20 protein-coding genes are annotated in these 22,883 nt (G+C 65.0%); 8 read left to right on the forward strand and 12 right to left on the reverse strand.

Going from position 1 to position 22,883, the window contains the following annotated elements; all coding sequences use genetic code 11:
* Positions 1 to 49: 49 nt before the first annotated feature.
* Positions 50 to 826: a trans-aconitate 2-methyltransferase gene (locus QFZ40_RS09720; protein WP_306904117.1), complete on the reverse strand. Its 777-nt coding sequence runs from the start codon at positions 824 to 826 to the stop codon at positions 50 to 52.
* A gap of 97 nt (positions 827 to 923) precedes the next feature.
* Between QFZ40_RS09720 and QFZ40_RS09725 the strand changes: the two genes are divergently transcribed.
* Genes QFZ40_RS09725 through QFZ40_RS09735 form a run of 3 tightly spaced genes read left to right on the forward strand, consistent with a single transcriptional unit; the run spans position 924 to position 5,377 of the window.
* Positions 924 to 3,470: a DEAD/DEAH box helicase gene (locus tag QFZ40_RS09725; protein ID WP_306904118.1), complete on the forward strand. Its 2,547-nt coding sequence runs from the start codon at positions 924 to 926 to the stop codon at positions 3,468 to 3,470.
* A gap of 19 nt (positions 3,471 to 3,489) precedes the next feature.
* Positions 3,490 to 3,990, forward strand: a complete 501-nt coding sequence (locus QFZ40_RS09730) for a GNAT family N-acetyltransferase (RefSeq protein WP_306904120.1) — start codon at positions 3,490 to 3,492, stop codon at positions 3,988 to 3,990.
* Entirely contained in the window at positions 3,983 to 5,377 is a 1,395-nt protein-coding gene (locus tag QFZ40_RS09735) for an alpha/beta fold hydrolase (RefSeq protein WP_373427420.1), read from the forward strand. Before QFZ40_RS09730 ends, QFZ40_RS09735 begins: the two co-directional genes overlap by 8 nt.
* 14 nt (positions 5,378 to 5,391) lie before the next feature.
* Here QFZ40_RS09735 and QFZ40_RS09740 read toward each other — a convergent pair whose 3' ends face one another.
* From QFZ40_RS09740 to coaE, 4 genes are all read right to left on the reverse strand, one after another.
* Positions 5,392 to 6,726, reverse strand: coding sequence for an MFS transporter (locus QFZ40_RS09740; protein ID WP_306904121.1), 1,335 nt, complete (start codon positions 6,724 to 6,726; stop codon positions 5,392 to 5,394).
* 21 nt (positions 6,727 to 6,747) lie between these two features.
* Positions 6,748 to 7,776 carry a TerC family protein gene (locus QFZ40_RS09745; protein WP_306904123.1) on the reverse strand — a complete coding sequence of 343 codons (1,029 nt, stop codon included), beginning with the start codon at positions 7,774 to 7,776 and terminating at the stop codon, positions 6,748 to 6,750.
* Between the two features lie 207 nt (positions 7,777 to 7,983).
* A complete protein-coding gene (gene uvrB, locus QFZ40_RS09750) occupies positions 7,984 to 10,083 on the reverse strand; it encodes an excinuclease ABC subunit UvrB (RefSeq protein WP_306904124.1) in 2,100 nt (699 codons plus the stop codon).
* A 61-nt stretch (positions 10,084 to 10,144) separates the two neighbouring features.
* The gene (gene coaE, locus QFZ40_RS09755) at positions 10,145 to 11,380 is read right to left on the reverse strand and encodes a dephospho-CoA kinase (RefSeq protein ID WP_306904125.1); all 1,236 of its coding nucleotides are present in this window, start codon (positions 11,378 to 11,380) and stop codon (positions 10,145 to 10,147) included.
* Between the two features lie 34 nt (positions 11,381 to 11,414).
* Between coaE and QFZ40_RS09760 the strand changes: the two genes are divergently transcribed.
* The gene (locus QFZ40_RS09760) at positions 11,415 to 12,104 is read left to right on the forward strand and encodes an IMPACT family protein (RefSeq protein WP_306904127.1); all 690 of its coding nucleotides are present in this window, start codon (positions 11,415 to 11,417) and stop codon (positions 12,102 to 12,104) included.
* A complete protein-coding gene (locus tag QFZ40_RS09765; RefSeq protein ID WP_306904128.1) occupies positions 12,088 to 12,588 on the forward strand; it encodes a GNAT family N-acetyltransferase in 501 nt (166 codons plus the stop codon). The genes QFZ40_RS09760 and QFZ40_RS09765 overlap by 17 nt, the downstream gene beginning before the upstream one ends.
* Positions 12,589 to 12,724: 136 nt before the next feature.
* Here QFZ40_RS09765 and rpsA read toward each other — a convergent pair whose 3' ends face one another.
* Together rpsA and QFZ40_RS09775 are read right to left on the reverse strand one after the other, a co-directional pair.
* Entirely contained in the window at positions 12,725 to 14,203 is a 1,479-nt protein-coding gene (gene rpsA / locus QFZ40_RS09770) for a 30S ribosomal protein S1 (protein ID WP_306904130.1), read from the reverse strand.
* Positions 14,204 to 14,424: 221 nt separating this feature from the next.
* Positions 14,425 to 15,723, reverse strand: a complete 1,299-nt coding sequence (locus QFZ40_RS09775) for a GNAT family N-acetyltransferase (protein ID WP_306904131.1) — start codon at positions 15,721 to 15,723, stop codon at positions 14,425 to 14,427.
* A 162-nt stretch (positions 15,724 to 15,885) separates the two neighbouring features.
* Here QFZ40_RS09775 and QFZ40_RS09780 point away from each other — a divergent pair, with 162 nt between their 5' ends.
* Complete coding sequence (locus QFZ40_RS09780; protein WP_306904132.1) at positions 15,886 to 16,368, forward strand: SRPBCC family protein; 483 nt, start codon at positions 15,886 to 15,888, stop codon at positions 16,366 to 16,368.
* Positions 16,365 to 16,685, forward strand: a complete 321-nt coding sequence (locus QFZ40_RS09785; RefSeq protein ID WP_306904133.1) for an ArsR/SmtB family transcription factor — start codon at positions 16,365 to 16,367, stop codon at positions 16,683 to 16,685. Before QFZ40_RS09780 ends, QFZ40_RS09785 begins: the two co-directional genes overlap by 4 nt.
* A gap of 72 nt (positions 16,686 to 16,757) precedes the next feature.
* Here the strand turns inward: QFZ40_RS09785 and QFZ40_RS09790 are convergent, their stop codons facing one another.
* Together QFZ40_RS09790 and polA are read right to left on the reverse strand one after the other, a co-directional pair.
* Positions 16,758 to 17,381 carry a DUF1349 domain-containing protein gene (locus tag QFZ40_RS09790; protein WP_306904134.1) on the reverse strand — a complete coding sequence of 208 codons (624 nt, stop codon included), beginning with the start codon at positions 17,379 to 17,381 and terminating at the stop codon, positions 16,758 to 16,760.
* A gap of 50 nt (positions 17,382 to 17,431) precedes the next feature.
* Positions 17,432 to 20,074 carry a DNA polymerase I gene (gene polA, locus QFZ40_RS09795; RefSeq protein WP_373427471.1) on the reverse strand — a complete coding sequence of 881 codons (2,643 nt, stop codon included), beginning with the start codon at positions 20,072 to 20,074 and terminating at the stop codon, positions 17,432 to 17,434.
* A 214-nt stretch (positions 20,075 to 20,288) separates the two neighbouring features.
* Between polA and QFZ40_RS09800 the strand changes: the two genes are divergently transcribed.
* Positions 20,289 to 20,765 carry a hotdog fold thioesterase gene (locus QFZ40_RS09800; protein WP_306904137.1) on the forward strand — a complete coding sequence of 159 codons (477 nt, stop codon included), beginning with the start codon at positions 20,289 to 20,291 and terminating at the stop codon, positions 20,763 to 20,765.
* Positions 20,766 to 20,794: 29 nt separating this feature from the next.
* On the opposite strand, the gene QFZ40_RS09805 is transcribed toward QFZ40_RS09800, so the two are convergent.
* From QFZ40_RS09805 to QFZ40_RS09815, 3 genes are read right to left on the reverse strand one after another with little or no spacing between them, the layout of a single operon-like run.
* A complete protein-coding gene (locus QFZ40_RS09805) occupies positions 20,795 to 21,358 on the reverse strand; it encodes a dihydrofolate reductase family protein (protein WP_306904138.1) in 564 nt (187 codons plus the stop codon).
* A 52-nt stretch (positions 21,359 to 21,410) separates the two neighbouring features.
* Positions 21,411 to 21,632: a hypothetical protein gene (locus QFZ40_RS09810; RefSeq protein WP_306904139.1), complete on the reverse strand. Its 222-nt coding sequence runs from the start codon at positions 21,630 to 21,632 to the stop codon at positions 21,411 to 21,413.
* The gene (locus tag QFZ40_RS09815; RefSeq protein WP_306904140.1) at positions 21,629 to 22,846 is read right to left on the reverse strand and encodes an inorganic phosphate transporter; all 1,218 of its coding nucleotides are present in this window, start codon (positions 22,844 to 22,846) and stop codon (positions 21,629 to 21,631) included. Before QFZ40_RS09815 ends, QFZ40_RS09810 begins: the two co-directional genes overlap by 4 nt.
* Positions 22,847 to 22,883 lie beyond the last annotated feature (37 nt).

Raw genomic sequence — 22,883 nt, forward strand, 5'->3', positions numbered from 1 at the left:
ACGCCGTAAACCCCTCCCCCGGGCTCCAAATGTGGGCTGGAATCCTGCGTCAGGTTTTCTTGCGCGCCACAGCGAAGATCCTGCGGAACGGAAACACCGTCCCGTGCCTGCTCCTCGGATAGGCCGTTCTCAGGGCCGCTGCGTACTCCGTCTGGAAGGCCACCGCGTCCTCCTCGGTAAGAGCGGCAAGTACCGGCCGCATTGCTGTTCCGCGCACCCACTCCAGCACCGGATCCGGTCCTGTCAGGATCTGCTGATAGGTGGTCTCCCATGACTCGGCCAGGCATCCGGAGTCCAGCATGATGGTGAGGTATTCCGCCGGCTCACTCACAGAATCCCCGCCACGCAGGACTCCGTTCAGCGTGCCTGTCCAGCGTGGCGAGTCAGCCAGTTCCCGCATCAGGACATGGGATGGTGAATTGAAGTTTCCGGGTACCTGGAGGGCGAACCAGGCTCCGGGCTTCAGGGCCTCCAGCCAGCGTGCCAGCAGATCCTGGTGCCCGGGCACCCACTGGAGCGCAGCGTTGCTGACCACCACGTCGGTGTCTGCGGAAGGCATCCAGCCGGCGATGTCGGCGAGCTCAAAAGCCAGGTGGGATTCGCCCCGGGAATCGGCTGCCTTGGCGAGCATTTCCGGTGACGAATCAATGCCAAGCACGCCAGCGTGCGGCCAGCGCCGGGCGAGGGTTGCCGTCAGGTTGCCCGGGCCGCATCCGAGGTCCACCACGTGGTGCGGCTTCTCGGCGTGGATGCGTCCGGTCAGGTCAAAAAACGGCCGGTCCCGGTAGTCGCCGAACTGGATGTACTTCGAAGGGTCCCACTTCACATCTGTCTCCACGGTCTGGTGATGGCTCCGGTACGCCGAAGCCTAACCCGGTCCCGGACCGTTCCCGCGCACCGGCTGGGCACTAAGCTGGAAAACAATGAAACTCGTTGACCAGCTGCCTGCCATGTCCGCCCCCGATCTTTCCGGCGCAGGCACTGACCCCGACGCGCTGTACACCCAGTTCCTCGAGTGGACTGAAAGCAGGGGCCTGGCGCTGTACGCCGCCCAGGACGAAGCCATCATGGAGCTCGCCAGCGGCGCCAACGTCATCCTGGCCACGCCGACGGGGTCCGGAAAGTCGCTGGTCGCCGTCGCCGCGCACTTCCAGGCCATGGCGCGGGGGCAGCGCAGCTATTACACGGCCCCCATCAAGGCTTTGGTTTCAGAGAAATTCTTCGCACTTTGCGATATCTTCGGCGCGGGGAACGTCGGGATGATCACCGGCGATTCCGGTGTGAACCAGGACGCTCCCATCATCTGCTGCACGGCCGAGATCCTGGCGAATATCGCCCTCCGCGAAGGCGCCGCCGCGGACCTCGGCGCGGTCATCATGGATGAATTCCATTTCTACTCCGATCCCCAGCGTGGCTGGGCCTGGCAGGTGCCGCTGCTGGAACTGCCGCAGGCCCAGTTCCTCCTGATGTCCGCCACGCTGGGCGACGTGAGCCGGTTTGAAAACGGGATCACTGAGCTCACGGGCCGTCCCACTACCACCGTGAGCTCGGCCGAGAGGCCCATTCCGTTGCATTACTACTACCACCAGACGCCGGTCCACGAAACGTTGGAGGAACTGCTCTCCACCCGGCAGGTCCCCGTCTACGTCGTGCATTTCAGCCAGGTCGAGGCGATCGACCGCGCGCAGACCCTGATGAGCATCAATGTTTGCACCCGCGAGGAAAAGGATAAGATCGCCGAGCTCATCGCCAACTTCCGTTTTGCCGCGGGCTTCGGCAAGACCCTCAACAGGCTGGTCCGGCACGGCATCGGGGTCCACCACGCGGGCATGCTGCCGAAGTACAGGCGGCTGGTGGAGCAGCTCGCCCAGGCCGGCCTGCTCAAGGTAATCTGCGGGACGGACACCCTTGGCGTGGGGATTAATGTGCCCATCCGAACCGTACTGCTTACGGCCCTTAGCAAGTACGACGGCGTCCGCACCCGGCTGCTTAACTCCCGGGAGTTCCACCAGATTGCCGGCAGGGCGGGCCGTGCAGGCTACGACACGGCGGGCACCGTGGTGGTCCAGGCTCCGGAGCACGTGACCGAGAACGTCAAGGCCATGGCGAAGGCTACCGCGAAGTTCGGGGACGACCAGAAGAAGCTCCGCCAGGTAGTCAAGAAGAAGCCGCCGGAAGGGTTCGTCTCCTGGGGCGAGCCCACGTTCAAGCGGCTGGTGGAATCTGTGCCGGATCCCCTGAATTCCAGTTTTGCTGTGACGCATTCCATGCTGATGAACCTGATGGAACGCCCCGGTGACCCTTTCGCCGCGGCACGCCGCCTGCTCACGGAGAACCACGAGAGCAGATCGTCCCAGCTGCAGCTGATGAAAAAGGCCCTGGGGATCTACCGCGAACTGCTGGCAGCCGAAGTGGTGGAACGGATCCCTGCAGACCAGCAGGGACCGGACGGCCGGACGGTGCGGCTGACCGTCCACCTGCAGCCGAATTTCGCGCTCAACCAACCGCTCTCCCCCTTCGCGCTGGCGGCGCTGGAACTGCTGGACCCGGAGTCGGCGTCGTACGCCCTGGATGTGGTGTCAGTCATCGAGTCAACGCTCGAGAAGCCCCGGCAGATCCTCTCCGCGCAACAGAAAAAGGCACGCGGCGAAGCCATTGCCGCCATGAAGGCCGACGGCATCGAGTATGACCAGCGCATGGCCATGCTTGAGGAAGTCACGTATCCGCAACCGCTGGCGGAGATCCTGGGCGAGGCCTTCGAGGTGTACCGCAAGGCGGCGCCGTGGGTGGGCGACTTCGAGCTGGCCCCGAAGTCGGTGGTCCGCGACATGTACGAACGTGCGATGAACTTCGGCGAATTCGTCCAGTTCTATGGACTGGCCCGCTCCGAGGGGATCGTGCTCCGGTACCTCGCGGACTGCTTCAAGGCGCTTCGGCAAACCGTGCCGCAGGACCTGCTCCGGGAGGACCTTGAGGACCTCATCGCCTGGCTCGGTGAACTGGTGCGGCAGGTCGACTCCAGCCTGTTGGACGAATGGGAGGAGCTGACCTCCGGCGCAGCGCCGACGCCGCATGACGCGCCGCCGCCGCCCCCGCCGTCGCTGACCTCCAACATCCGCGCCTTCCGGGTCATGGTCCGCAACGAAATGTTCCGCCGCGTGGAACTGTTCGCCGATGAGGACGCAACAGCGTTGGAAGAGCTCGACGGCGGTGCCGGCTGGGATGCCGACCGCTGGGAGGACGTGCTGGACGACTACTTCGACGAACACCAGGACATCGGCACCGGACCGGATGCCCGCGGCCCGGGACTGCTGATCATCACCGAAGAGCCCGCTGTGTGGAAGGTGCGGCAGATCTTTGACGATCCCGCCGGCAACCACGACTGGGGAATCTCGGCCGAAGTTGACCTGGCCGCGTCCGACGAAACGGGCACTGCCGTCGTCCGGGTGACCGACGTCAACAGGCTGTAGCCGCTTGTAAACTCGGATGATGAGTGTAATCCGCCCTGCGACAGCGCAAGACGTCCCCGCGATCCTCCAGATGATCCGCGAACTCGCGGTCTATGAAAAGGAACCGGACGCCGTCCGCAACACCCCGGAAAGGCTTGCCGGGGCGCTGTTCGGCGATAACCCGCGGGTGTTTGCCACCATGGCGGAAAATGCTGCCGGGGTTGTGCAGGGCTTTGCGCTCTGGTTCCTGAACTATTCCACCTGGGAAGGCACCCACGGCATCTACCTGGAGGACCTTTACGTCACCCCGGACGCCCGCGGGGAAGGCCACGGCAAGGCACTCCTGCAGCACCTGGCCGCCGCCGCCGTCGAGAACGGTTATGCCCGGGTGGAATGGAGTGTGCTGGACTGGAACGAACCCTCCATTAATTTTTACCGGAATCTTGGCGCATCGCCGATGGACGGCTGGACCACATTCCGGCTGACCGGCTCCGCGCTGGAAGACTTTGGCAGCAACGCCCGAGCGGCCCTCCATGGCTGAGTCATCAGCACCCGCCGCCCTGGCACGCCTGGCCCCCGGACGTACAGTCTCCGAACATACTGTCAAAGCCCGCCACGAATTCCGCGGGATGCGCACGGCAGAGCACTACTTCACGGTTCCGCTGGACCACTTCGGGCAGGGAGCAGGCGGCCGCCGTGGCGCCGCGGGCCGGGAAGATGACACCATCACCGTCTTTGCCCGGGAATACGTGTCCGCCTCCCACACCCCCGCCGAGGCAGAGGGCCTTCCCTGGCTGCTGTTTCTCCAGGGCGGCCCGGGCGGCCGCGGCAACAGGCTTGCTTCACTGGGCGGCTGGAGCAAGGCTGCGGCCAAGGACTTCCGGATCCTGATGCTTGACCAGCGCGGAACCGGCCTCTCCTCCCCGATCGACCGGAACACACTGCCGATGCACGGCACACCCGAGGAGCAGGCCGCGTATCTGGAGCTCTTCAGAGCGGATTCGATTGTTGCCGATGCGGAAGCCATCCGGCAGGCATTGGGATCGGGACCCTGGAGCATCTACGGGCAGAGCTATGGCGGCTTCTGCGCGCTCAGCTACCTGTCTTTTGCGCCGGAAGGGCTCAAGGAGGCCCTCATCACCGGCGGGCTTGCGCCGCTATCCCGCCAGGCCGAGGACGTGTACCGGGCAACGTTCAGGCGAGTGGCGGCCCGGAATGCACAATACTTCAGCTGGTATCCGGAGGACCGCGGGACGGTGGACCGGGTCGCCAGCCACCTGCGGCGGACTCCGGAGTTCCTGCCCGACGGCGCCCTGCTCACCGTGGAACGCTTCCAGATGGTGGGTGCGTTCCTTGGCGGAAACACCAGGGTGGATGGCCTCCACTATCTCCTGGAAGACGCCTTCACGGACACGACGGGCGGCTGCAGGCTCTCCGATGCGTTCCTGGACCAGGTCCAGGGAATCGTGTCCCGCCAGGGGAATCCCCTTTATGCCCTGCTGCATGAATCCATCTACGGCCAGGGCAAGGCCACTGACTGGGCTGCCTGGCGCGTGCTGCAGGAGTATCCGGAGTTCCGTCCCGATGCCGAACCGCTGCTGCTGACCGGTGAGATGGTGTATCCGTGGTACTTCCAACAGGATCCTGCCCTCCGGCCGCTGCAGGAGGTGGCGGCGCTGGTAGCCGCGAAGCCTGACTGGAAGCCGCTGTACGATCCTCGGCGCCTCGCTGCCAACACCGTGCCCGTGGCGGCGGCCGTCTATACGGATGACATTTATGTTGACCGCAGCCTTTCGCTGGAGACAGCTGCGGCGGTCCGCGGACTGCAGGTCTGGGAAACTGGTGACTTCCACCATGACGGCATTGCCGACGACGGCGAGGCGATCTTCGGCCGGCTGCTCGGAATGGTGCGCTCAGCCCGCGGCTGACGTCCCCTGGGGGCTTAGCCGCTCGGCGCTGCCGGACGCACCTTATAGGCCCAGGCGATAGCCGCCACGAGTGCAGCGATGGCCATTGCGAACATGTTCAGTCCCTGGTAGCCGATCCAGCTCATGACCAGGCCCGAGGTGCCGGCGCCCACAGCGCCGGCCGCACTCATGAGCGTGTCCGAGACGCCCTGGACCAGCACGCGGTGGTCCGGAAGGACACTCTCCGCCAGCAGCGTGGAACCCGAAATGGTGGCGGCGGACCAGCCGAGGCCCAGCAGCACCAGGCCCGTGGTGACCAGCGGGGGCTGTCCAGCGCCGAATCCGGCACAGCATGCCGCCAGCAGGATGAGCACGTGCCCCAGAATCAGGGTGGGGATTCTTCCTGCCCTGTCCGTAAGCCAGCCCATCACCGGGGACAGCGCATACATCCCGGCAATGTGCAGTGAAATCGTGAATCCGATCAGCACAAAAACGTCGGTACTGGCCGTATGGACGTGGCCGGCCCCGCCTCCAGCCAGGGGGCCTTCGCTCAGCAACTGCAGGTGCAGCGGGGTCATGGACATGACAGCAGCCATACAGGCGTGCGCCGTGACGATCGCCAGCAGTGCCAGGCCTGCACCGGGCGATGAGCGGACGGCTGCCAGGCCCCGGCGGAGGGATCCCCGGCGGACGCCCGGACCTGAAGGCGCATCACCGTTCCCGACGCCGGCCTGCCTGAGGGCGAGGGCGTGGAGCAGCGGATCCGGGCGGAGGCCGACCAGCAACAGGAGGGCTGCCAGCGCGAGTCCGGCTACTGAGAAAACAAACGGGCCTGCGATGGCGGGTAGGCCCAGGGCCTCCCCCACTGCCGCCCCCGGCTTAATCAGGTTGGGGCCCGCCACGGCACCGGCAGTTATTGCCCAGACCACGATGGCCAGCGACCGGCCCCGGTGCTCAGGTTCCGCGAGGTCAACGGCCGCGAACCGCGCCTGGAGGTTGGCGGCCGTGCCCAGGCCCAGGAGGGCGGCCCCGGCCAGGAGCACGGGAAACAACCCGGAAACTGTTGCCGCGATCACCAGGACTGCGCCCAGCATGCCTGACAGCACCCCTGTTACCAGACCCACCCTGCGGCCCTGCCGTTCGGCGAGGCCGGCCAGCGGCATGGCGGCAACCGCCGTCGCCAGCGTCATGGTGGTGGTGACTGAGCCCGCCCAGGCGTTGGAGCCCGAGAGCTGGACCGCGAGCAGCGAGCCCACGGAAAGGCTGGCCCCGCTGCCGATTCCGCTGAGGAGTTGGGCCACGCTGAGGATGATGACAGTACGGCGCTGGACCCTCTGGGGGTCCAGCGCCGTCGTGGAGTTTAAGGTCACGCTCCGAGCATAGCCAAAAGACTAGTCGGCGTCGCTGAGGCTCTTCTTGGCGTCTTCCTCGAGCCGGGGATCAATCTTGGACGCCTCCGCCTTCGAGCTGGCAAGGCTGGCGATTACGGCGATGATGATGGTGCCGACGATCACGCCCAGGGACACGTAGGTGGGGATCTCCGGAGCCCACTCGATATGATGCCCGCCGTTGATGAAGGGGAGTTCGTTGACATGCATCGCATGCAGGACCAGCTTCACGCCGATGAATGCCAGGATGACGGACAGTGCGTGCTTGAGGTAGACCAGCCGGTTCATCAGTCCGCCCAGCAGGAAGTAGAGCTGGCGGAGGCCCATCAGCGCGAAGAGGTTGGCCGTGAAGACGATGAAGGCACTCTGGGTGAGCCCGAAGATGGCCGGGATCGAGTCAACGGCAAACAACAGGTCGGTCATGCCGATGGTGACAAAGACAATCAGCATCGGAGTGAAGACCTTCTTGCCGTCCGCCAGGGTCCGCAGCTTGCCGCCGTCGTATTTGTCCGACATCGGAATCACCTTGCGGAGCTTCTCAATGATCGGGTTTTCCCTGTCCTCTTCGTCTTCGCCCTCATCCTGTGCCTGCTTCCAGGCTGTCCAGAGCAGGAAGGCACCGAAGATGTAGAAGACCCAGCTGAACTGTTCGATGACTATGGCGCCCAGCATGATGAAGATGCCGCGCAGAATGAGTGCGATGATGATGCCCACCATGAGCACTTCCTGCTGGTACTTACGCGGTACCGAGAAGCGGGCCATGATGATGATGAAGACGAAGAGGTTGTCGATGCTCAGGCTGTATTCGGTGACCCAGCCTGCGATGAACTGCCCGCCGTACTCCGGGCCCGCGAACAGGAACATGGCCCCGGCGAAGACCAGGGCCAGTGTCACGTAGAAGGCCACCCACAGGCCGGCCTCCTTCATGGACGGCTCGTGCGGACGGCGCAGCACCAGGAGGAGGTCAAGGGCGAGGATGATGCCGAGGACGACGAACGAGCCGACCTCGAACCACAGGGGAAGTTCGAGCATAGGAATGCCTTTCGCAGGGTACAGAGAAGCGGTGTAAGTCTCTCCGGCCAGCCTGTGCACTTGGTGCTGAAGCGGCGGCCCGCTACGCCCGGCCAGGCAACCATGCCTGGCGTGTTGACGATCGTAGCGCTTGGGATACTCCCCTACGTGACGTTAACTGTACAACAGCAGCAGGGGTCCGCCCCACCCTGCATTCTGCCAGCCCGGTCAGGCGTGTCCTGCGGCCTGCATCTGGCGGAGTTCCTTCTTGAGTTCGCTCACTTCATCACGGATCCTGGCCGCCACCTCAAACTGGAGTTCTGCCGCGGCACCGTGCATTTGTTCCGTCAGCTGTTCGATGAGGCCCACGAGGTCCTCGGCCGGCGCCGCTGCGAGGCCGTCAGCCCTGACCTTGGCGGCCCCTTTCGCACCGGACTTCGCCCGCTTGGCCCCCTTCGCCAGCCTGTTGTTGCTCAGCAGCTCCTGGGTGTCGGCGTCTTCACGGGCAAGCTGGTCCGTGATGTCCGCGATCTTCTTCCGAAGCGGCTGCGGATCCACCCCGTTTTCGGTGTTGTACGCGACCTGGATGGCCCGGCGCCGGTTCGTTTCGTCGATGGCCTTGGCCATCGAGTCGGTGATGCGGTCAGCGTACATGTGGACCTGGCCCGATACGTTGCGGGCCGCACGTCCGATGGTCTGGATCAGCGACGTGGCCGAGCGCAGGAAGCCTTCCTTGTCGGCGTCCAGGATGCTGACCAGCGAGACCTCCGGCAGGTCCAGGCCCTCGCGGAGCAGGTTAATGCCCACCAGCACGTCGAAGCTGCCCATCCTGAGTTCGCGCAGCAACTCGACGCGGCGGAGGGTGTCCACGTCGGAGTGGAGGTACTCCACTTTGACGCCGTGGCCCAGCAGGTAGTCCGTAAGGTCCTCGGCCATCCGCTTGGTCAGGGTGGTGACCAGGACCCTCTCGTCCTGAGCCACCCGGGTGCGGATCTCCCCGAGGAGGTCGTCGATCTGGCCCTTCGTCGGTTTGACCACGACTTCCGGATCGATGAGGCCGGTGGGACGGATGATCTGCTGGACGAAGCCGTCCGCCTTGCCGAGTTCATACTTGCCCGGCGTGGCGGACAGGTAGACGGTCTGGCCGACGCGCTCGAGGAACTCGTCCCACTTGAGCGGGCGGTTGTCCATGGCGGAGGGAAGCCGGAAGCCGTGGTCCACCAGGGTCCGTTTGCGGGACATGTCGCCTTCATACATTGCCCCGATTTGCGGCACGGTGACATGGGATTCATCGATGACCAGCAGGAAATCGTCCGGGAAGTAGTCGATGAGGCAGTGCGGGGCGGTGCCCCCCGCGCGGCCGTCAATGTGCCTCGAGTAATTCTCGATGCCGTTGCAGAAACCCATCTGCTGCATCATCTCAAGGTCATAGGTGGTGCGCATCCGCAGGCGCTGCGCTTCCACCAGCTTGTTCTGGCCCTCCAGCACGGCCAGGCGTTCCGACAGCTCGTCCTCGATTGCCTTGATGGCACGTCCCATCCGTTCCGGACCCGCAACGTAGTGGGAGGCGGGGAAGACGTACATCTCGGTCTCCTCCCGGATGATCTCTCCGGTGACCGGATGCAGGGTGTGGATGTTCTCCACTTCGTCGCCGAAGAACTCGATGCGGAGGGCGAGTTCCTCGTACATCGGGATGATCTCCACGGTGTCGCCGCGGACCCGGAAGGTGCCGCGGTGAAAGTCCATGTCGTTGCGCGTGTACTGCATGGCGACAAACTTGCGCAGCAGGCGGTCGCGGTCCATCTGCTGCCCCTTGCGGAGCGTGACCATGCCGGCGATGTACTCCTCAGGCGTGCCCAGGCCGTAGATGCAGGACACGGTTGCCACCACGATCACGTCCCTCCGGGTCAGGAGGGCGTTGGTGGCGGAGTGGCGCAGCCTTTCCACTTCCTCATTGACCGAGGAGTCCTTCTCGATGAAGGTGTCGGTTTGCGGAACGTAGGCTTCAGGCTGGTAGTAGTCGTAATAGGAGACGAAGTATTCCACGGCGTTGTTGGGCAGCAGTTCGCGGAACTCGTTGGCCAGCTGGGCGGCCAGGGTCTTGTTCTGCACCATCACCAGGGTGGGCCGCTGGACCTGCTCGATAAGCCAGGCCGTGGTGGCGCTCTTGCCGGTTCCGGTGGCACCGAGCAGGACCACGTCCTTTTCACCGTTTTTGATGCGCTCAGTCAGTTCCGCGATGGCGGCGGGCTGGTCACCGGCGGGCTGGAATTCGCTGATGACTTCGAAGGGCGCTACAACCCGGTTGATCTCCTGTGCAAGGCTCATGAATCTAATCTACAACCGGGGACCGACAGTAACAGCCGGATCACTAACCGGCGGACGCCGGTCAGGAGTCGTACGACGGCGGCGTCCACCCGGCGCCCGCGGCCCACCGTTCCATCGGTTCTTCCGCGGCGGCGAACCAGGCTTCCTTGGCTGTGGCGTAGGCCGCCGTGGAGGGGTCGGCGGCATGCAGTTCAGCTAAGCGGCGCTTGAGGGCGAGGTAGTCCGCAGCGGCAGCCGGTTCGGCGCGGAGCCAGTCCCGGAAGCACAGGGCGAACCGCCACCCGGGAGAACCGGCGGCACGGATGTGCAGATTGACGGCCCGGCCGGGGTCGGCGCTGGCATGGAAGCGTTTTGCCCATGCGGAGGCGTCCGGGCGGGTTGGCTTGGGCGCGTCCGAGGTGATGTCCGGGACGCGGGGATATCCGGCGGCCGCCAGGACGGCCTCCAGCGGGGCGGCCGCGCCCAGGGTCCGAACGGTGAGCTGCAGGTCAAGGACGTCCTTGGCGTCCAGGCCGGGAACGGAGGTGGAGCCGATATGGTCCAGCCCAAGGACTGCCCCTGCCCCGTCCTGCCCGGCTTCCTTTCCAACGGCGGCACGGATCCTGCCCATCAGGCGCTCCGCCTCACGGGGCCAGTCCGGCCGCGGAGCATTCAGGACCGGCCCGCCCGGGCGTACCGCCGGCGTCCTCGTCGCCAGGTTCCGGGCAAAGGGAGCCAACCGGTCCGCCCACAGCGCGTCCACCTGGGCCAGCAGTCTGTCGATCGAACCGGAGTTGTCCAGGATTACGTCGGCAGCGGCCAGCCGGTCGTCGCGGGAGGCCTGCGCTGCCATGCGCGACCGGGCGTCCTTCGCGGTCATGCCGCGGCGTTCCAGCATCCGGGCCACCCGGACGTCGTCAGGCGCATCCACCACGATGACCAAATGGAAGTCGCTGCCCTGGCCGGTCTCCACCAGAAGCGGAATGTCCTGGACCACCACGGCGCCATCAGCAGCTGTGCCAAGGATTTCGGCAGCGGCCTGGCGGACCAGCGGATGCACGATGCCGTTCAGCACGGCAAGCTGCGCGGAGTTCCCGAAGACCACGGAACCAAGCCGCGCCCGGTCCAGCCTGCCGGCACCGTCCAGCATGTCCTGCCCGAATGCTTCGACCACGCGGGCCAGCCCCGGGGTACCCGGTTCGACCACGGCCCTGGCCAGCGCGTCAGCGTCCACCAAGAGTGCTCCCAGTTCCGCCAGGCGGAACGCGACCACGGACTTCCCTGAGGCGATGCCGCCCGTCAAACCGATTTTCAGCACGCAACCAGCCTACTGGTGGGCCTAGACTTAGGCGGTGAAGCAGCAAGAGAGCCGGGCTTCGACCTACACGACCCTTGCCGCCGGGCAGGAGTTCCGGCACGAGATCGAGGTCAAACGGTCCAGGTTCATCACGGTGCTCCGCCGCGCCGACAGCGAGGAAACCGCCCGGGACCTGGTATCAGTCCTGCGCCGCGAATTCCACGACGCCCGTCACCACTGTTCCGCCTTTGTCCTGGGACCGGACCGTGGGATCCAACGGTCCAATGACGACGGCGAACCCTCGGGAACCGCCGGCATCCCCATGCTGGAAGCACTCCTCAAACGCGAAACGACGCCGGACGCAGCGGACCTCAGTGACGTCAGCGCCGTCGTCGTCCGCTATTTCGGCGGCATCCTGCTGGGGGCAGGCGGGCTGGTGCGCGCGTATTCGGAATCAGTGTCTGCTGCTTTGGGAGGCGCGCCTTTGGTGAGCCGGCGCCGGCTGAGGATCTGCGAGGCATCCGTTCCCCATGCAGCCGCCGGCCGGCTGGAGAATGACCTGCGGTCGGCGGGGTTCACGATGGCGGACACGAGTTACGGCTCGCGCGAAACCGTCTTGCGCCTGGCCATCCCGGATATTCCGGCCGGCATTGCCGCGGCCGGCGAACGTGTTCTTTCCCTCACTGCCGGAAAGGCCGCGCTGGTGCCCGGCGGAACGGAGTGGATCGATGTCCCGCTCCCCTGACGTCCGCCTTGCGGACGTCGATGATCCCGTGCTGGAGGTGCTCCTGGCTCTGGCCGTGCGCGACGCGTCCCCGGATGACGTCACGCCACCGCTTGGAGCCGGGATCGGCTGGAACGCGGAACGGATCGACTGGTTCCGCTCCTACCACCGGTCGGCCGCGGCCGGCCTGCACGGCCCGGGCGGGGAGAAGAGCTGGGCGGTGTTGTGCGACGGCAGCCCGGCCGGGTCGATCAGGTTGAAGCGCACTGCGGAAGCAATAGCGGAGACCGGCATCTGGCTGGGCCGCGGCTACCGTGGGCGCGGGGTCGGAACCGCCGCGCTCGGCCTGGTCCTGGTCGAAGCCCGCCGTGCGGGGTTGTCGCAGGTTGTTGCCCACACCACCGCCGCCAACACCGGAGCCCGGCGCCTGCTTACGGCCGCCGGCGCCATCTTGGCGTACGACGACGGCGGCACGGTGAGTGCCGCCGTCGTGCTTCCCGACTGACTCGCACCGAACGCACCGAAACGCATTTTTGTCCTGTGATCCAGTGTTAAATGCCGGTCAGATTCGGGTTAAATACAGCGGGCCCCTGCGAAAGCAGGGGCCCGCTGTATTGGCCCGGGAACCCGGGCCGCGGCAATTAAGCGCCGGTCAGCTTCTCGCGCAGTGCTGCAAGAGCCTCGTCCGAAGCAAGCGTGCCTGCACCGGTGTTGGACTCAGCAGCCGGCTCGGAGGAGTAGCTGGTGGTGCCGGAATCGCTGTCACCGGACGTTGCAGCTGCAGCGTCGTCGGCAGCGTGCTGGGCAACCTGCTTCTTGTGGGCTTCCCAGCGGGTCTGGGCGTCAGCGTACTGCTGCTCCCAGGCGGCGCGCTGGTTCTCGTAGCCTTCAAGCCACTCGTTGGACTCCGGGTCGAAGCCCTCCGGGTACTTGTAGTTGCCCTCTTCGTCGTACTCGGCGGCCATGCCGTAGAGTGCCGGATCGAATTCGCTGCTCTCGGCATCGACGCCCTCGTTGGCCTGCTTGAGGGAGAGGGAGATGCGGCGGCGCTCGAGGTCGATGTCGATGACCTTGACGAACAGCTCGTCACCGACGGAGACAACCTGCTCGGCCAGCTCAACGTGGCGCACGGCGAGCTCGGAGATGTGGACCAGGCCTTCGATGCCGTCTTCGACGCGGACGAACGCACCGAACGGAACCAGCTTGGTGACCTTACCCGGAACAACCTGGCCGAGGGCGTGGGTGCGGGCGAAGGTCTGCCACGGGTCTTCCTGCGTAGCCTTGAGCGACAGGGAGACGCGCTCGCGGTCCAGGTCGACCTCGAGAACCTCGACGGTGACTTCCTGGCCGACTTCGACAACCTCGGACGGGTGGTCGATGTGCTTCCAGGACAGCTCGGAAACGTGAACCAGGCCGTCTACGCCGCCCAGGTCCACGAAGGCACCGAAGTTGACGATGGAGGAAACGACGCCGGGACGGACCTGGCCCTTTTCCAGCTTGTTGAGGAACGTGGAGCGGACCTCGGACTGGGTCTGCTCGAGCCATGCACGGCGGGACAGGACCACGTTGTTGCGGTTCTTGTCCAGCTCGATGATCTTGGCTTCGATCTGCTGACCGATGTACGGAGCAAGGTCGCGCACACGGCGCATCTCGACGAGGGATGCGGGCAGGAAGCCGCGCAGACCGATGTCGAGGATAAGACCACCCTTGACAACCTCGATGACGGTACCGGTGACGACACCGTCTTCTTCCTTGACCTTTTCGATGTCGCCCCAGGCGCGCTCGTACTGAGCACGCTTCTTGGAGAGGATCAGGCGGCCTTCTTTGTCTTCCTTGGTGAGCACCAGGGCTTCGACCTGATCGCCAACGGAGACGACGTCTCCGGGATCAACGTCGTGCTTGATGGACAGCTCGCGGGAGGGGATGACACCTTCGGTCTTGTAACCGATGTCGAGCAGAACTTCATCGCGGTCGACCTTGACGACGGTACCTTCGACGAGGTCTCCGTCGTTGAAGTACTTGATGGTGGCGTCGACTGCTGCGAGGAAGTCCTCAGCGGTACCGATGTCGTTGATGGCGACGACGGGGGTACCGGGCTTCTCGGTGGAGGTGATGGTCATGTAGTAGGGGCTCCGTTGTGGATAGTTAGTCGGTCAGGTAAACCACCGCGCCCGCGTTATGGAACGCAGGCGCAGGCTTCGGCAGATCGCGGAGAGGTGCCGGGTCATCCTGATTTTGTGGATTCTAGAAACGTGCACGTAGTACACGCCCGTTTATTCTAGTCGCAGGGGCCAACGCCGGTCAAAAGCGCAGCCATCCCCGAACCCGCCGTCAGGCCTGATCAGAAGTGGGTCAGGCAGTGGGTGGCCCTCTCCACGCTGAACAGCTGGCGTGCCGTGAACGACGCACCAGGCACGTTCTCGCGGATCCGTCCGGCCGCCGTGAGGGTCACGGGGCAGACCGCGCCCAGGTAGATCGAGGACAGTGCCGAGACGTCAAGGGTCAGGTCCGCGTCTCCCTGCGGCGTCACCCGCACGACGTCGGCCCTGCCGCCGCTGACATCCAGCGCGAACGTTCCAGCCGTCAGCCCGAGCGGGTCATGCACTTCCAGGACCAGCCGGCCGTCCACCGGGTAGTGGCGCGCCGCCAGGGCCTTTTCGACATCGAGGATGCGCAGCCACAGCATGTCCCTGCTGTCGGAGGAGTCAATGCAGCGGGGGTCGGAAAGGGCCCACGCCAGCGGGTCATCCAGCGGCGCCTCCTCCCAGGTCACCCGTTCCACCAGATCGATGGCCCCCAGGAACTGCCACAGCTCAAGGTAGCCCTCGTTCGTTGCGGCCACGAGGTCAACCACCTGGACCGTGTAGGGCGTGGTGTCCCAGCCGAGGAACCTGTAGGACACGTAACCGTCAACGTCGCCGTCCGGACCGTAGTGGAGAGCGACTTTGACTGAGGGGTCTTCCTTGCCGTCCCGCCCGATGGAACCGGACGCCAGCTGCCGGTACCACTCCTGGCGTCCGATGGAGCCGGGGGTCTGCCGGTGCACCCGGTCAAAGATGTCCGGAGCCAGGTCCAGCAGCGATGCCGGCTCGGCAACCTCCACGGTGCCCACGGGCTGGTGGCTGATGCCGAACCGGGCCGTGGTGTCCACCTTCACGGTGCGCTCGAAGCTTGCTACGCCGTACCCGAACCGTCCGTAGATGGTTCCTTCCGACGCGGTGAGCGCAGCCATCGCCATGCCGTCCCTGCGGGCCAGCTGCAGGTCCTCGGACATCATGCGCCGCAGCAAACCCCGGCGCCGGTGGGAGGTCCGGACCGTGACGGCGGTGACCAGCTGCGTTTCCAGCATCCGCCCGAATCCGATATTGAGGGTCTTGCGCAGCGTGCCGAAAGTAGCGACGGGAACGTTGGACGGCAGCGACCCCGCGGCCACTTCACCTGCCTGGTAAGCACCCGTCAGGATGCGCCGGTCTGTCCTGTAGGTGTCAAGGGATTTTGCCAGGTGCTCGGGTGTCCGGGTGGATTCATGGAAGCCGAAGGCAACAGCCTTGAGCCACGATTCAGCCTCCGCATAGCCCTGTTCGCCCTTTGACACCGCACCGAAACGCCGGATTTCATAGTCCCCACTCAGATCAGCCACATCGACGAGCCTAACCAACGCAAAGCCGGGCTGGCCAGCGTGAAACCAGCTTTCGCCCAGAGGCCTCGCCCTCCGGCGGCTCTAGTGCAATCTAAGGGTTGCGTTTTCTCGTTGCTCATGCAACCATAAAGTTGCACAATTCAACCTGAAGGGAACAGAACAATGACCACTACCGCCAATCAGCCTTCCGTCATCGATACAGGCGAATTCGTCGTCAGGCGCACCATCAGCATCGCGGCACCGGTCGACAAAGTATGGGCCGCCGTCACGGAGCCCAGGCACATTGCGCAATGGTTCGGGCAGCGTGCAGAGCTGGACAAGGTGGCGGTCGGCGGCCGCGGCCTCTTCTCGTTCGAGGGTCACGGCGATGTCCCGGTCCGGATCGAGGAGCTCGATCCGCCGCGGATGATCACCTACCGCTGGAGCACTGAACTGAACAATGCGGCTGACCAGGGCCAACTGGACCCCGGGCGCTCTACGGTGTTCAGCTTCACCCTGGATGAGCTCGACGGCGGCACGCAGCTCACAGTTGTCGAATCCGGTTTCGGCGCCCTGGCCGATCCGGCAGCCAGCATGGAGAGCCATCGCGGAGGCTGGGACTCGGAGCTGGACGAGCTGGCCGCCTACCTCGAGGACGGGTCGTGACCACAACAGCCACCCTCGTTCCCGTGTTCGCCGCCCTCGGCGACGAGACCCGGTGGAACATCCTGGCGGCGCTCGGTGAGGGCGATGCTTCGGCCTCCGCCCTTGCCGGCCGGTTCCCCATTAGCCGCCAGGCGATCGCCAAGCACCTCGCGGTGCTGCAGGGGGCCGGGCTCGTCGAGCCCGTGCGCGCCGGCCGCGAGCTGCGCTACCGGGTGCTCGGCGCGCAGCTGAGCGAGACTGCGAGAAGGCTTGACCGGATCGGCGCCGAGTGGGATCGCCGGCTGGCCGCGATCAAGCGCATCGCGGAGGAACTGTAGCACGCACGGGTTGGTGTGGTGGCCGGCCGTGCCCGGTCATCCCGTACTGTTGCAGCGAAGCCGGCGCGGTCCCTAGGAACCGTCCCTCACGCCTGTCAGGGTCTTCGTGTCGAAACAGATGTTGCTGAAGGTCGCCGTCGTTCCTTCCCCCGAAGGAGACTGGGCAGCGAACCCGATTTTCACTGTTTCGGGGGCCGGATCACGCAGGGCGAAATAGCGGACCATGTTCCACCGTTCGCCATCGGTTGAGGCGTGCAGGGCGAAGGCCCGGCCCAGGCGGGAGATCCGCAGGTAGGTGCCCGAGGCGTCGATTGCCCAACTGTCGCAATCGTCCGATATGCCGTCCCTGGTAACTACTGAAACGACCCGCGTTGTCCCGCTTGGATCGAGCTCAGCACAGAGCTTGAACCAGTTATCCGGGTCGACATAGCCGATCAGCACCCCTGAATCGAAGTCGCTGACAAACACGGGGCTCACGAACGCGCTCAACCGGAAATCACCGCTGACCGGTGCCACGAGCCTCTCAGCATCAGCCGTTCCCTGGGTCCCTGCCGGGTCACGGAACATATCGGCTCCGGCGTCGGCGGTGAGGACCAGCCGTTCCCCTTCAAAGAGCGGCCTGGTCCCGGACCGCGGCCCTTCGCCAAGCAGCGGGAAAGGCAGGGATTCAATGTCAGGGATTCGGGAGTCGTTCACCTGCCAACCCTATCGAACCGCCTTGTCATGTCATCGGTGCCTGGGCGCTTCTAGTGGCCGGCCTCGTACCACGTGGTGCCGACGCCGATCTGCACGTCCAGGGGCACGCTGAGGTCCGCAGCCGAGCCCATCTGTTCGGTCACGAGCCTTTCCACGGCCTCCCGCTCTCCGGTGGCCACCTCAAGCACCAGCTCGTCATGGACCTGCAGCAGCATCCGTGATTTGAGGCCCTGCACCTGCAGTTCGTTGTGCACGCCAAGCATTGCCCGCTTGATGATGTCCGCGGCGGAACCCTGGATGGGTGAGTTCAGGGCTATCCGCTCCGCGTTTTCGCGAAGCTGGCGGTCGGTGCTGGTGAGGTCCGGAAGGTAGCGGCGGCGGCCCTCGATAGTGGCTGTGTAGCCGTCGATGCGTGCCTGGTCCACTACGCCGCGGAGGTAATCGCGGACCGCGCCGAACCTGTCGAAGTAGTCCTTCATAAGGGTCCGGGCCTCGTCCACCGAAATCTCCAACTGCTTGGACAGCCCGAAGGACGTCAGGCCGTAAGCGAGGCCGTACGACATCGCCTTGACCTTGGACCTCATGGCGCTGGTGACTTCCTCGGTGGGTACATGGAAAATATTGGAACCCACGAACCGGTGAAGGTCCTCCCCTTCCTTGTACGCCTGGATCAGGCCGGCGTCTCCGGAAAGGTGGGCCATGATCCGCATTTCGATCTGCGAGTAGTCGGCGGACAGCAGGCACTCGTAACCGTCACTGACCACAAAGATGCCGCGAACGCGCCGGCCTTCCTCGCTGCGGATGGGGATGTTCTGCAGGTTGGGGTTGTTGGAGGAGATGCGGCCGGTGGCGGCAACGTTCTGGGCATAGGTGGTGTGGATCCGGCCGTCTTCGGTGACCGATTTCTTGAGGGTCTCGAGCATCTGGCTGAGTTTCGCGGACTCGCGGTGCGCCATCAGCTGGACCAGGAATTCGTGGCCTGTCTTCTCCAGCAGGTTCTTCAGGGATGCGGCGTCGGTGGTGTAGCCGGACTTGATTTTCTTCGTTTTCGGCAGCTGCAGCTCCTCGAAGAGGACGGTCTGAAGCTGCTTGGGCGAACCAAGGTTGACCTCATGGCCGATCGCCGCGAAGGCGAGTTCCTGCGCGTTGTCGATGACTTTCGCCAGGTCCGCCAGCTGCTCATCCAGGTGCGGCAGGTCAATGGCAATACCTGCCAGTTCCATGTCGGCGAGCACCCGGCTGACGGGCAGTTCAAGGGTGCTCAGCAGGTCAGCCGCTTTGCGTTCGGTGAGTTCGGATTCGAAATAGCGGCTGAGGGCCTGGACCACCGCCGCTACCCGGACCAGCGCGTCCGCAGCGGCTGCATCGTCGCCGTCGAACGACAGCTCAAGCTGGCCTGCCTTGGCAGTTTCCGTGGACAGGCTGATGTTGAGGTGGTGCTGGGCCAGCTCCGCGAGTTCATAGGTGCGGCGGTCCGGCTGGATGAGGTACCCGGAGATTGAGGTGTCATCCACCACCCCTTCCAGTCCCAGGCCACGGCTGGACAGGGCCTTCAGCGCAGCCTTGTAGCCGTGCATGACCTTCGGCGATTTGTCGTCCCGCAGCCAGTCCGCCAGGACGTTTTCAGCGTCCGCGTCCTGGCCGGCAAGGTCGATATAGACGGCGGCGTCGTCCCGGACGATGGCTATTGCGGCGGCGTCTTCGCCGATCCGGCCGGGCACGAGGTCAATGGCGACGGCCGACCGCTGCCCGGCTCCGGTCGCGAGGAACCCAGCCAGTTCAGCTGCGTCGGCCGGCGTGGCGAAGGCGGGCGTGCTGATGGTCTCGCGTTCCGCCAGTTCGAGATCTTCGCTGCTGTAGAGGGCGAAGAGCCGGGCGCGGATGGTTTTGAATTCCAGCTCGTCGAAGAGCTGCTCCAGGGCGGCCTCGTCAGGCCGCGGCTCGGCGAGGTCGTCCAACGTTACCGGCAGTTCCAGATCGGTGTGGAGCCTGTTCAGCCGCCGGTTGCGCCTGACGTCCTCGACGTTTTCGCGGAGCGCGTCTCCTACCTTGCCGCCGATGGCATCCAGGTGCTCCAGCACGCCTTCGAGTCCGCCGTAGAGGTTGATCCACTTGGCTGCGGTTTTAGGTCCGACGCCGGGAACGCCCGGCAGGTTGTCCGAGGACTCCCCCACCAGTGCGGCGAGGTCTGAGTACTGCGGTGGCGTGACGAAGTACTTTTCCTGGATGGCCGCAGCGTCCAGCCGTGGGATATCGCTGACGCCCTTCCGGGGGTAGAGCACAAAAACGTTGTCCGTGATGAGCTGGAACGCGTCGCGGTCGCCTGTGACCAGGAGTACTTCATAACCGGCTTTTTCCCCCATCGTGGCGAGGGTTGCCAGGATGTCATCCGCCTCGTATCCGGGCATCTTGATGGTCTTGATTCCCCATGCGCCCATGACCTTGTCAATGAGGTCGATCTGGCCGCTCATTTCCCGCGGGGTTTCGTTTCGGCCGCCCTTGTAGTCGCTGTATTCGGCCTTGCGGTGGGTGGTGTCGTCGGAGACGTCGAAGGCGACGGCGATGTGGGTGGGCTTCTGTTCCTTGATCAGGTTGATGAGCATGGACGTGAAGCCGTGAATGGCGTTGGTGTGCTGCCCGTTCGCCGTGGAGAACTTGTCCGCCGGCAGTGCGAAAAAGGCGCGGAACGCCATCGAGTGCCCGTCCAGCACCAGCAGGCGCGGCTGGTCCGTCAGGGGAACCACGGGAGCTTCCGTCGCTGAAACCGATCGGCCGGCGGGCGGCGGAACCGTCACATCCTGCAAGGCAGCGTCAAAGCGCAGGGCAGCGTCGTCCCCGGGGACGGCTGTTTCGGACGGGAAGGGGGCCGGTTTGGTAGTTTCACTCACAGGTGCCAGCCTAGTTCCCATGATGGACAATTTCACGCCGGGCCCCTTCACGGACGAGCTGCGTAGCGCCGGCATACCGGACCACCTCCACGATTGGCTGGGCGAGTTCGGAATCGGAGCGCTGGTGGTGAAAATGGGGATCCGTTTCCTCGAGATGAATCCGGAGCGGACGGTGGCCACCATGCCGGTGGAGGGCAATACGCAGGTGGCAGGCATCCTGCATGGCGGCGCCCATGTGGTCCTGGCTGAAACGCTGGGATCCTTTGCCGCGGGGATGCATGCGGGGGCCGGCCGCCATGCGCTGGGCATCGAGGTCAGCGCCACCCATCACCGTGCCGTTGCCGGCGGAACCGTGACAGGGACGTGCACCGCCATACATCTGGGACGGACCCTCGCAACGCATGAGATCGTGATGACGGATGAAAAAGGGCGCCGGCTGTCCACCGCGCGGATCACGAACCTCCTGCGCGACAACGAGGCTACTAACGAAGGCTGACGGGCGGATCCGGACGGAGTCCGGCGCCGTCAGGCGTCTGCGGCCCCGCCCGTCGGACTAATCGCATACCGAAGTTCCACGATCCCGCGTCCCAGGGTGCGGGAGGCAGTGAGCTCAAGCGGCGGCGTCGGGCCTTCCAGCGGCAGCAGCGGCTTTCCGTTCCCCAGGACCACGGGGATCACCGAGACGATCAGCTCGTCCAGCAGGCCGGCGTCGGCGAACTGTGCGGCGAGGTTGCCACCGCCCACCACCCAGACGTTCCTGCCGGCTGCGGCGTCCTTGAAATCCTGGACAAACTCGCCGACGTCGCCGCGGACGAAGGTGATGTCCGAGCCGGGCGGGGCGGCGTGCTCATGGCGGGTGAAGACATAACAGCGGGTGGAGGGGTAGGGCCAGTTTCCTGGTTCGTGCTTCATCAGCCAGGCGAACGTTTCCCCGCCCATCACGATGCAGCCCACGCCGTCCATGAACGACTCGTAGCTTTCCTTGCCGCCCTCGAAGCCGTCAAACTGCAGAAGCCAGGCCAGGTCATCGTCCGGGGTGGCAATGAAACCGTCGAGGGATGACGCCACAAAGTACTGGATACGGGACATGCTTCCAGCCTAGCTACGGGCACCGGCAGTGCCCAGAGGCGGAACCGGAGGGCTACTTGCTGAAGTAGGGAATGATCAGGTAGAGGCCGTACAGCACGGCAAGGCCGCACAACCCGAAGCACAGGATGGCCAGGGACCGTGTGAGGCGCGGCGAGGACTGCTCCGCATCGCCTGCGATGGCCGTGAGCCTGACGCCAAGTGAGTACAGGACCACCACGGTCACGGCGGCGACCAGGGTTGCGCCGGCCACGGTCAGGAGTTCCAACCACTTCATCGCTGAGTATCCTTCGGCTTGTTCGCGTTGGCCCGGGCCCGGGCGAGTGCTTTCTTCTTGGCGAAGCGGACGGCCTGCCCGGCTTCCTCGACCTCGACGGCGTTCTGGTGGCCCACCCTGGACTTGCGGGAATACAAGAACATGAACAACACGGCAGCGGTTCCGACGACGGCGGCGATCACCACGCCCGCCAGGCCGGTCTTGACCAGCAGCGCGGTGAGCGCACCGACGATGCCGGCAGCAGGGAGGGTGAAGAGCCAACCGAGGGCGATCTTGCCCACCATGTTCCAGCGCACGGTGGTGCCTTTCCGGCCCATTCCGGACCCGATGACCGAGCCGGAAGCCACCTGGGTGGTGGAAAGCGCGAAGCCCAGGTGCGAGGATGCAAGGATGGCGGAGGCTGTGCTCGTCTCGGCTGCGAAGCCCTGGGCGGGCTTGACCTCCGTGAGTCCTGATCCCATGGTGCGGATGATGCGCCAGCCGCCGGCATAGGTTCCGACCGCGATTGCCAAAGCACAGGCGGCAATAACCCACAGCTGCGGACCGGTGCCGGTGGGCTGGCTGCCCGCAGCGATCAGCACAAGGGTAATGATGCCCATGGTCTTCTGTGCGTCGTTAGTGCCGTGGGCCAGTGCCACCAGGCTGGACGTGAAGATCTGCCCGGTACGGAATCCGCCGCGCTTCTGGGTCAGCTTGCTGCCGGTTTCCGGGTCGTGCCGCGCGGTCAGGGCGTAGGCGAGGCGGGTACAGAGATAGGCAACAGCACCGGCGATGACGGGCGCAAAAACGGCCGGCAGGATGACTTTCTGAAGCAGGACCTCAAGATTCACCGAGTTGAAGCCAATGCCTGCGATGGCTGCGCCGATCAGCCCGCCGAACAGGGCGTGGGATGAACTCGACGGGAGCCCCTTCAGCCAGGTGATCATGTTCCAGAGAATGGCGCCCATGAGGCCGGCGAAAATGATGTCAGGAGTGATCTGTACACCGCCCGAACCTTCCCTGATGATACCGCCTGAGACTGTCTTGGCCACCTCCGTCGACAGGAAGGCGCCCACCAGGTTCAGGATGGCGGCAAGGGTCACAGCAGTCTTCGGTTTGATGGCGCCGGTGGCGATGGGCGTAGCCATTGCGTTGGCGGTGTCATGGAAGCCGTTCGTGAAGTCGAAAAATAGTGCCAGTGCGATGACCAGCGCCACCATTAAGGTGATATCCACCTGTTGCCCAATCTGCAGAGTCGACGTTCAGCAGTTT

The organism is Arthrobacter pascens (genome assembly GCF_030816475.1).
In the GTDB taxonomy this organism is placed as follows: Bacteria; Actinomycetota; Actinomycetes; order Actinomycetales; family Micrococcaceae; genus Arthrobacter; species Arthrobacter pascens_B.

Bases quoted from the DNA above. Each gene is read 5' to 3' on its own strand.
- QFZ40_RS09725 (WP_306904118.1), top strand. From the start codon at position 924: ATGAAACTCGTTGACCAGCTGCCTGCCATGTCCGCCCCCGATCTTTCC.
- QFZ40_RS09765 (WP_306904128.1), top strand. From the start codon at position 12,088: ATGTCCCGCTCCCCTGACGTCCGCCTTGCGGACGTCGATGATCCCGTG.
- QFZ40_RS09730 (WP_306904120.1), top strand. From the start codon at position 3,490: ATGAGTGTAATCCGCCCTGCGACAGCGCAAGACGTCCCCGCGATCCTC.
- QFZ40_RS09805 (WP_306904138.1), bottom strand. From the start codon at position 21,358: ATGTCCCGTATCCAGTACTTTGTGGCGTCATCCCTCGACGGTTTCATT.
- QFZ40_RS09800 (WP_306904137.1), top strand. From the start codon at position 20,289: ATGATGGACAATTTCACGCCGGGCCCCTTCACGGACGAGCTGCGTAGC.
- QFZ40_RS09745 (WP_306904123.1), bottom strand. From the start codon at position 7,776: ATGCTCGAACTTCCCCTGTGGTTCGAGGTCGGCTCGTTCGTCGTCCTC.
- rpsA (WP_306904130.1), bottom strand. From the start codon at position 14,203: ATGACCATCACCTCCACCGAGAAGCCCGGTACCCCCGTCGTCGCCATC.
- uvrB (WP_306904124.1), bottom strand. From the start codon at position 10,083: ATGAGCCTTGCACAGGAGATCAACCGGGTTGTAGCGCCCTTCGAAGTC.
- QFZ40_RS09735 (WP_373427420.1), top strand. From the start codon at position 3,983: ATGGCTGAGTCATCAGCACCCGCCGCCCTGGCACGCCTGGCCCCCGGA.
- QFZ40_RS09810 (WP_306904139.1), bottom strand. From the start codon at position 21,632: ATGAAGTGGTTGGAACTCCTGACCGTGGCCGGCGCAACCCTGGTCGCC.
- polA (WP_373427471.1), bottom strand. From the start codon at position 20,074: ATGGCGTTCCGCGCCTTTTTCGCACTGCCGGCGGACAAGTTCTCCACG.
- QFZ40_RS09780 (WP_306904132.1), top strand. From the start codon at position 15,886: ATGACCACTACCGCCAATCAGCCTTCCGTCATCGATACAGGCGAATTC.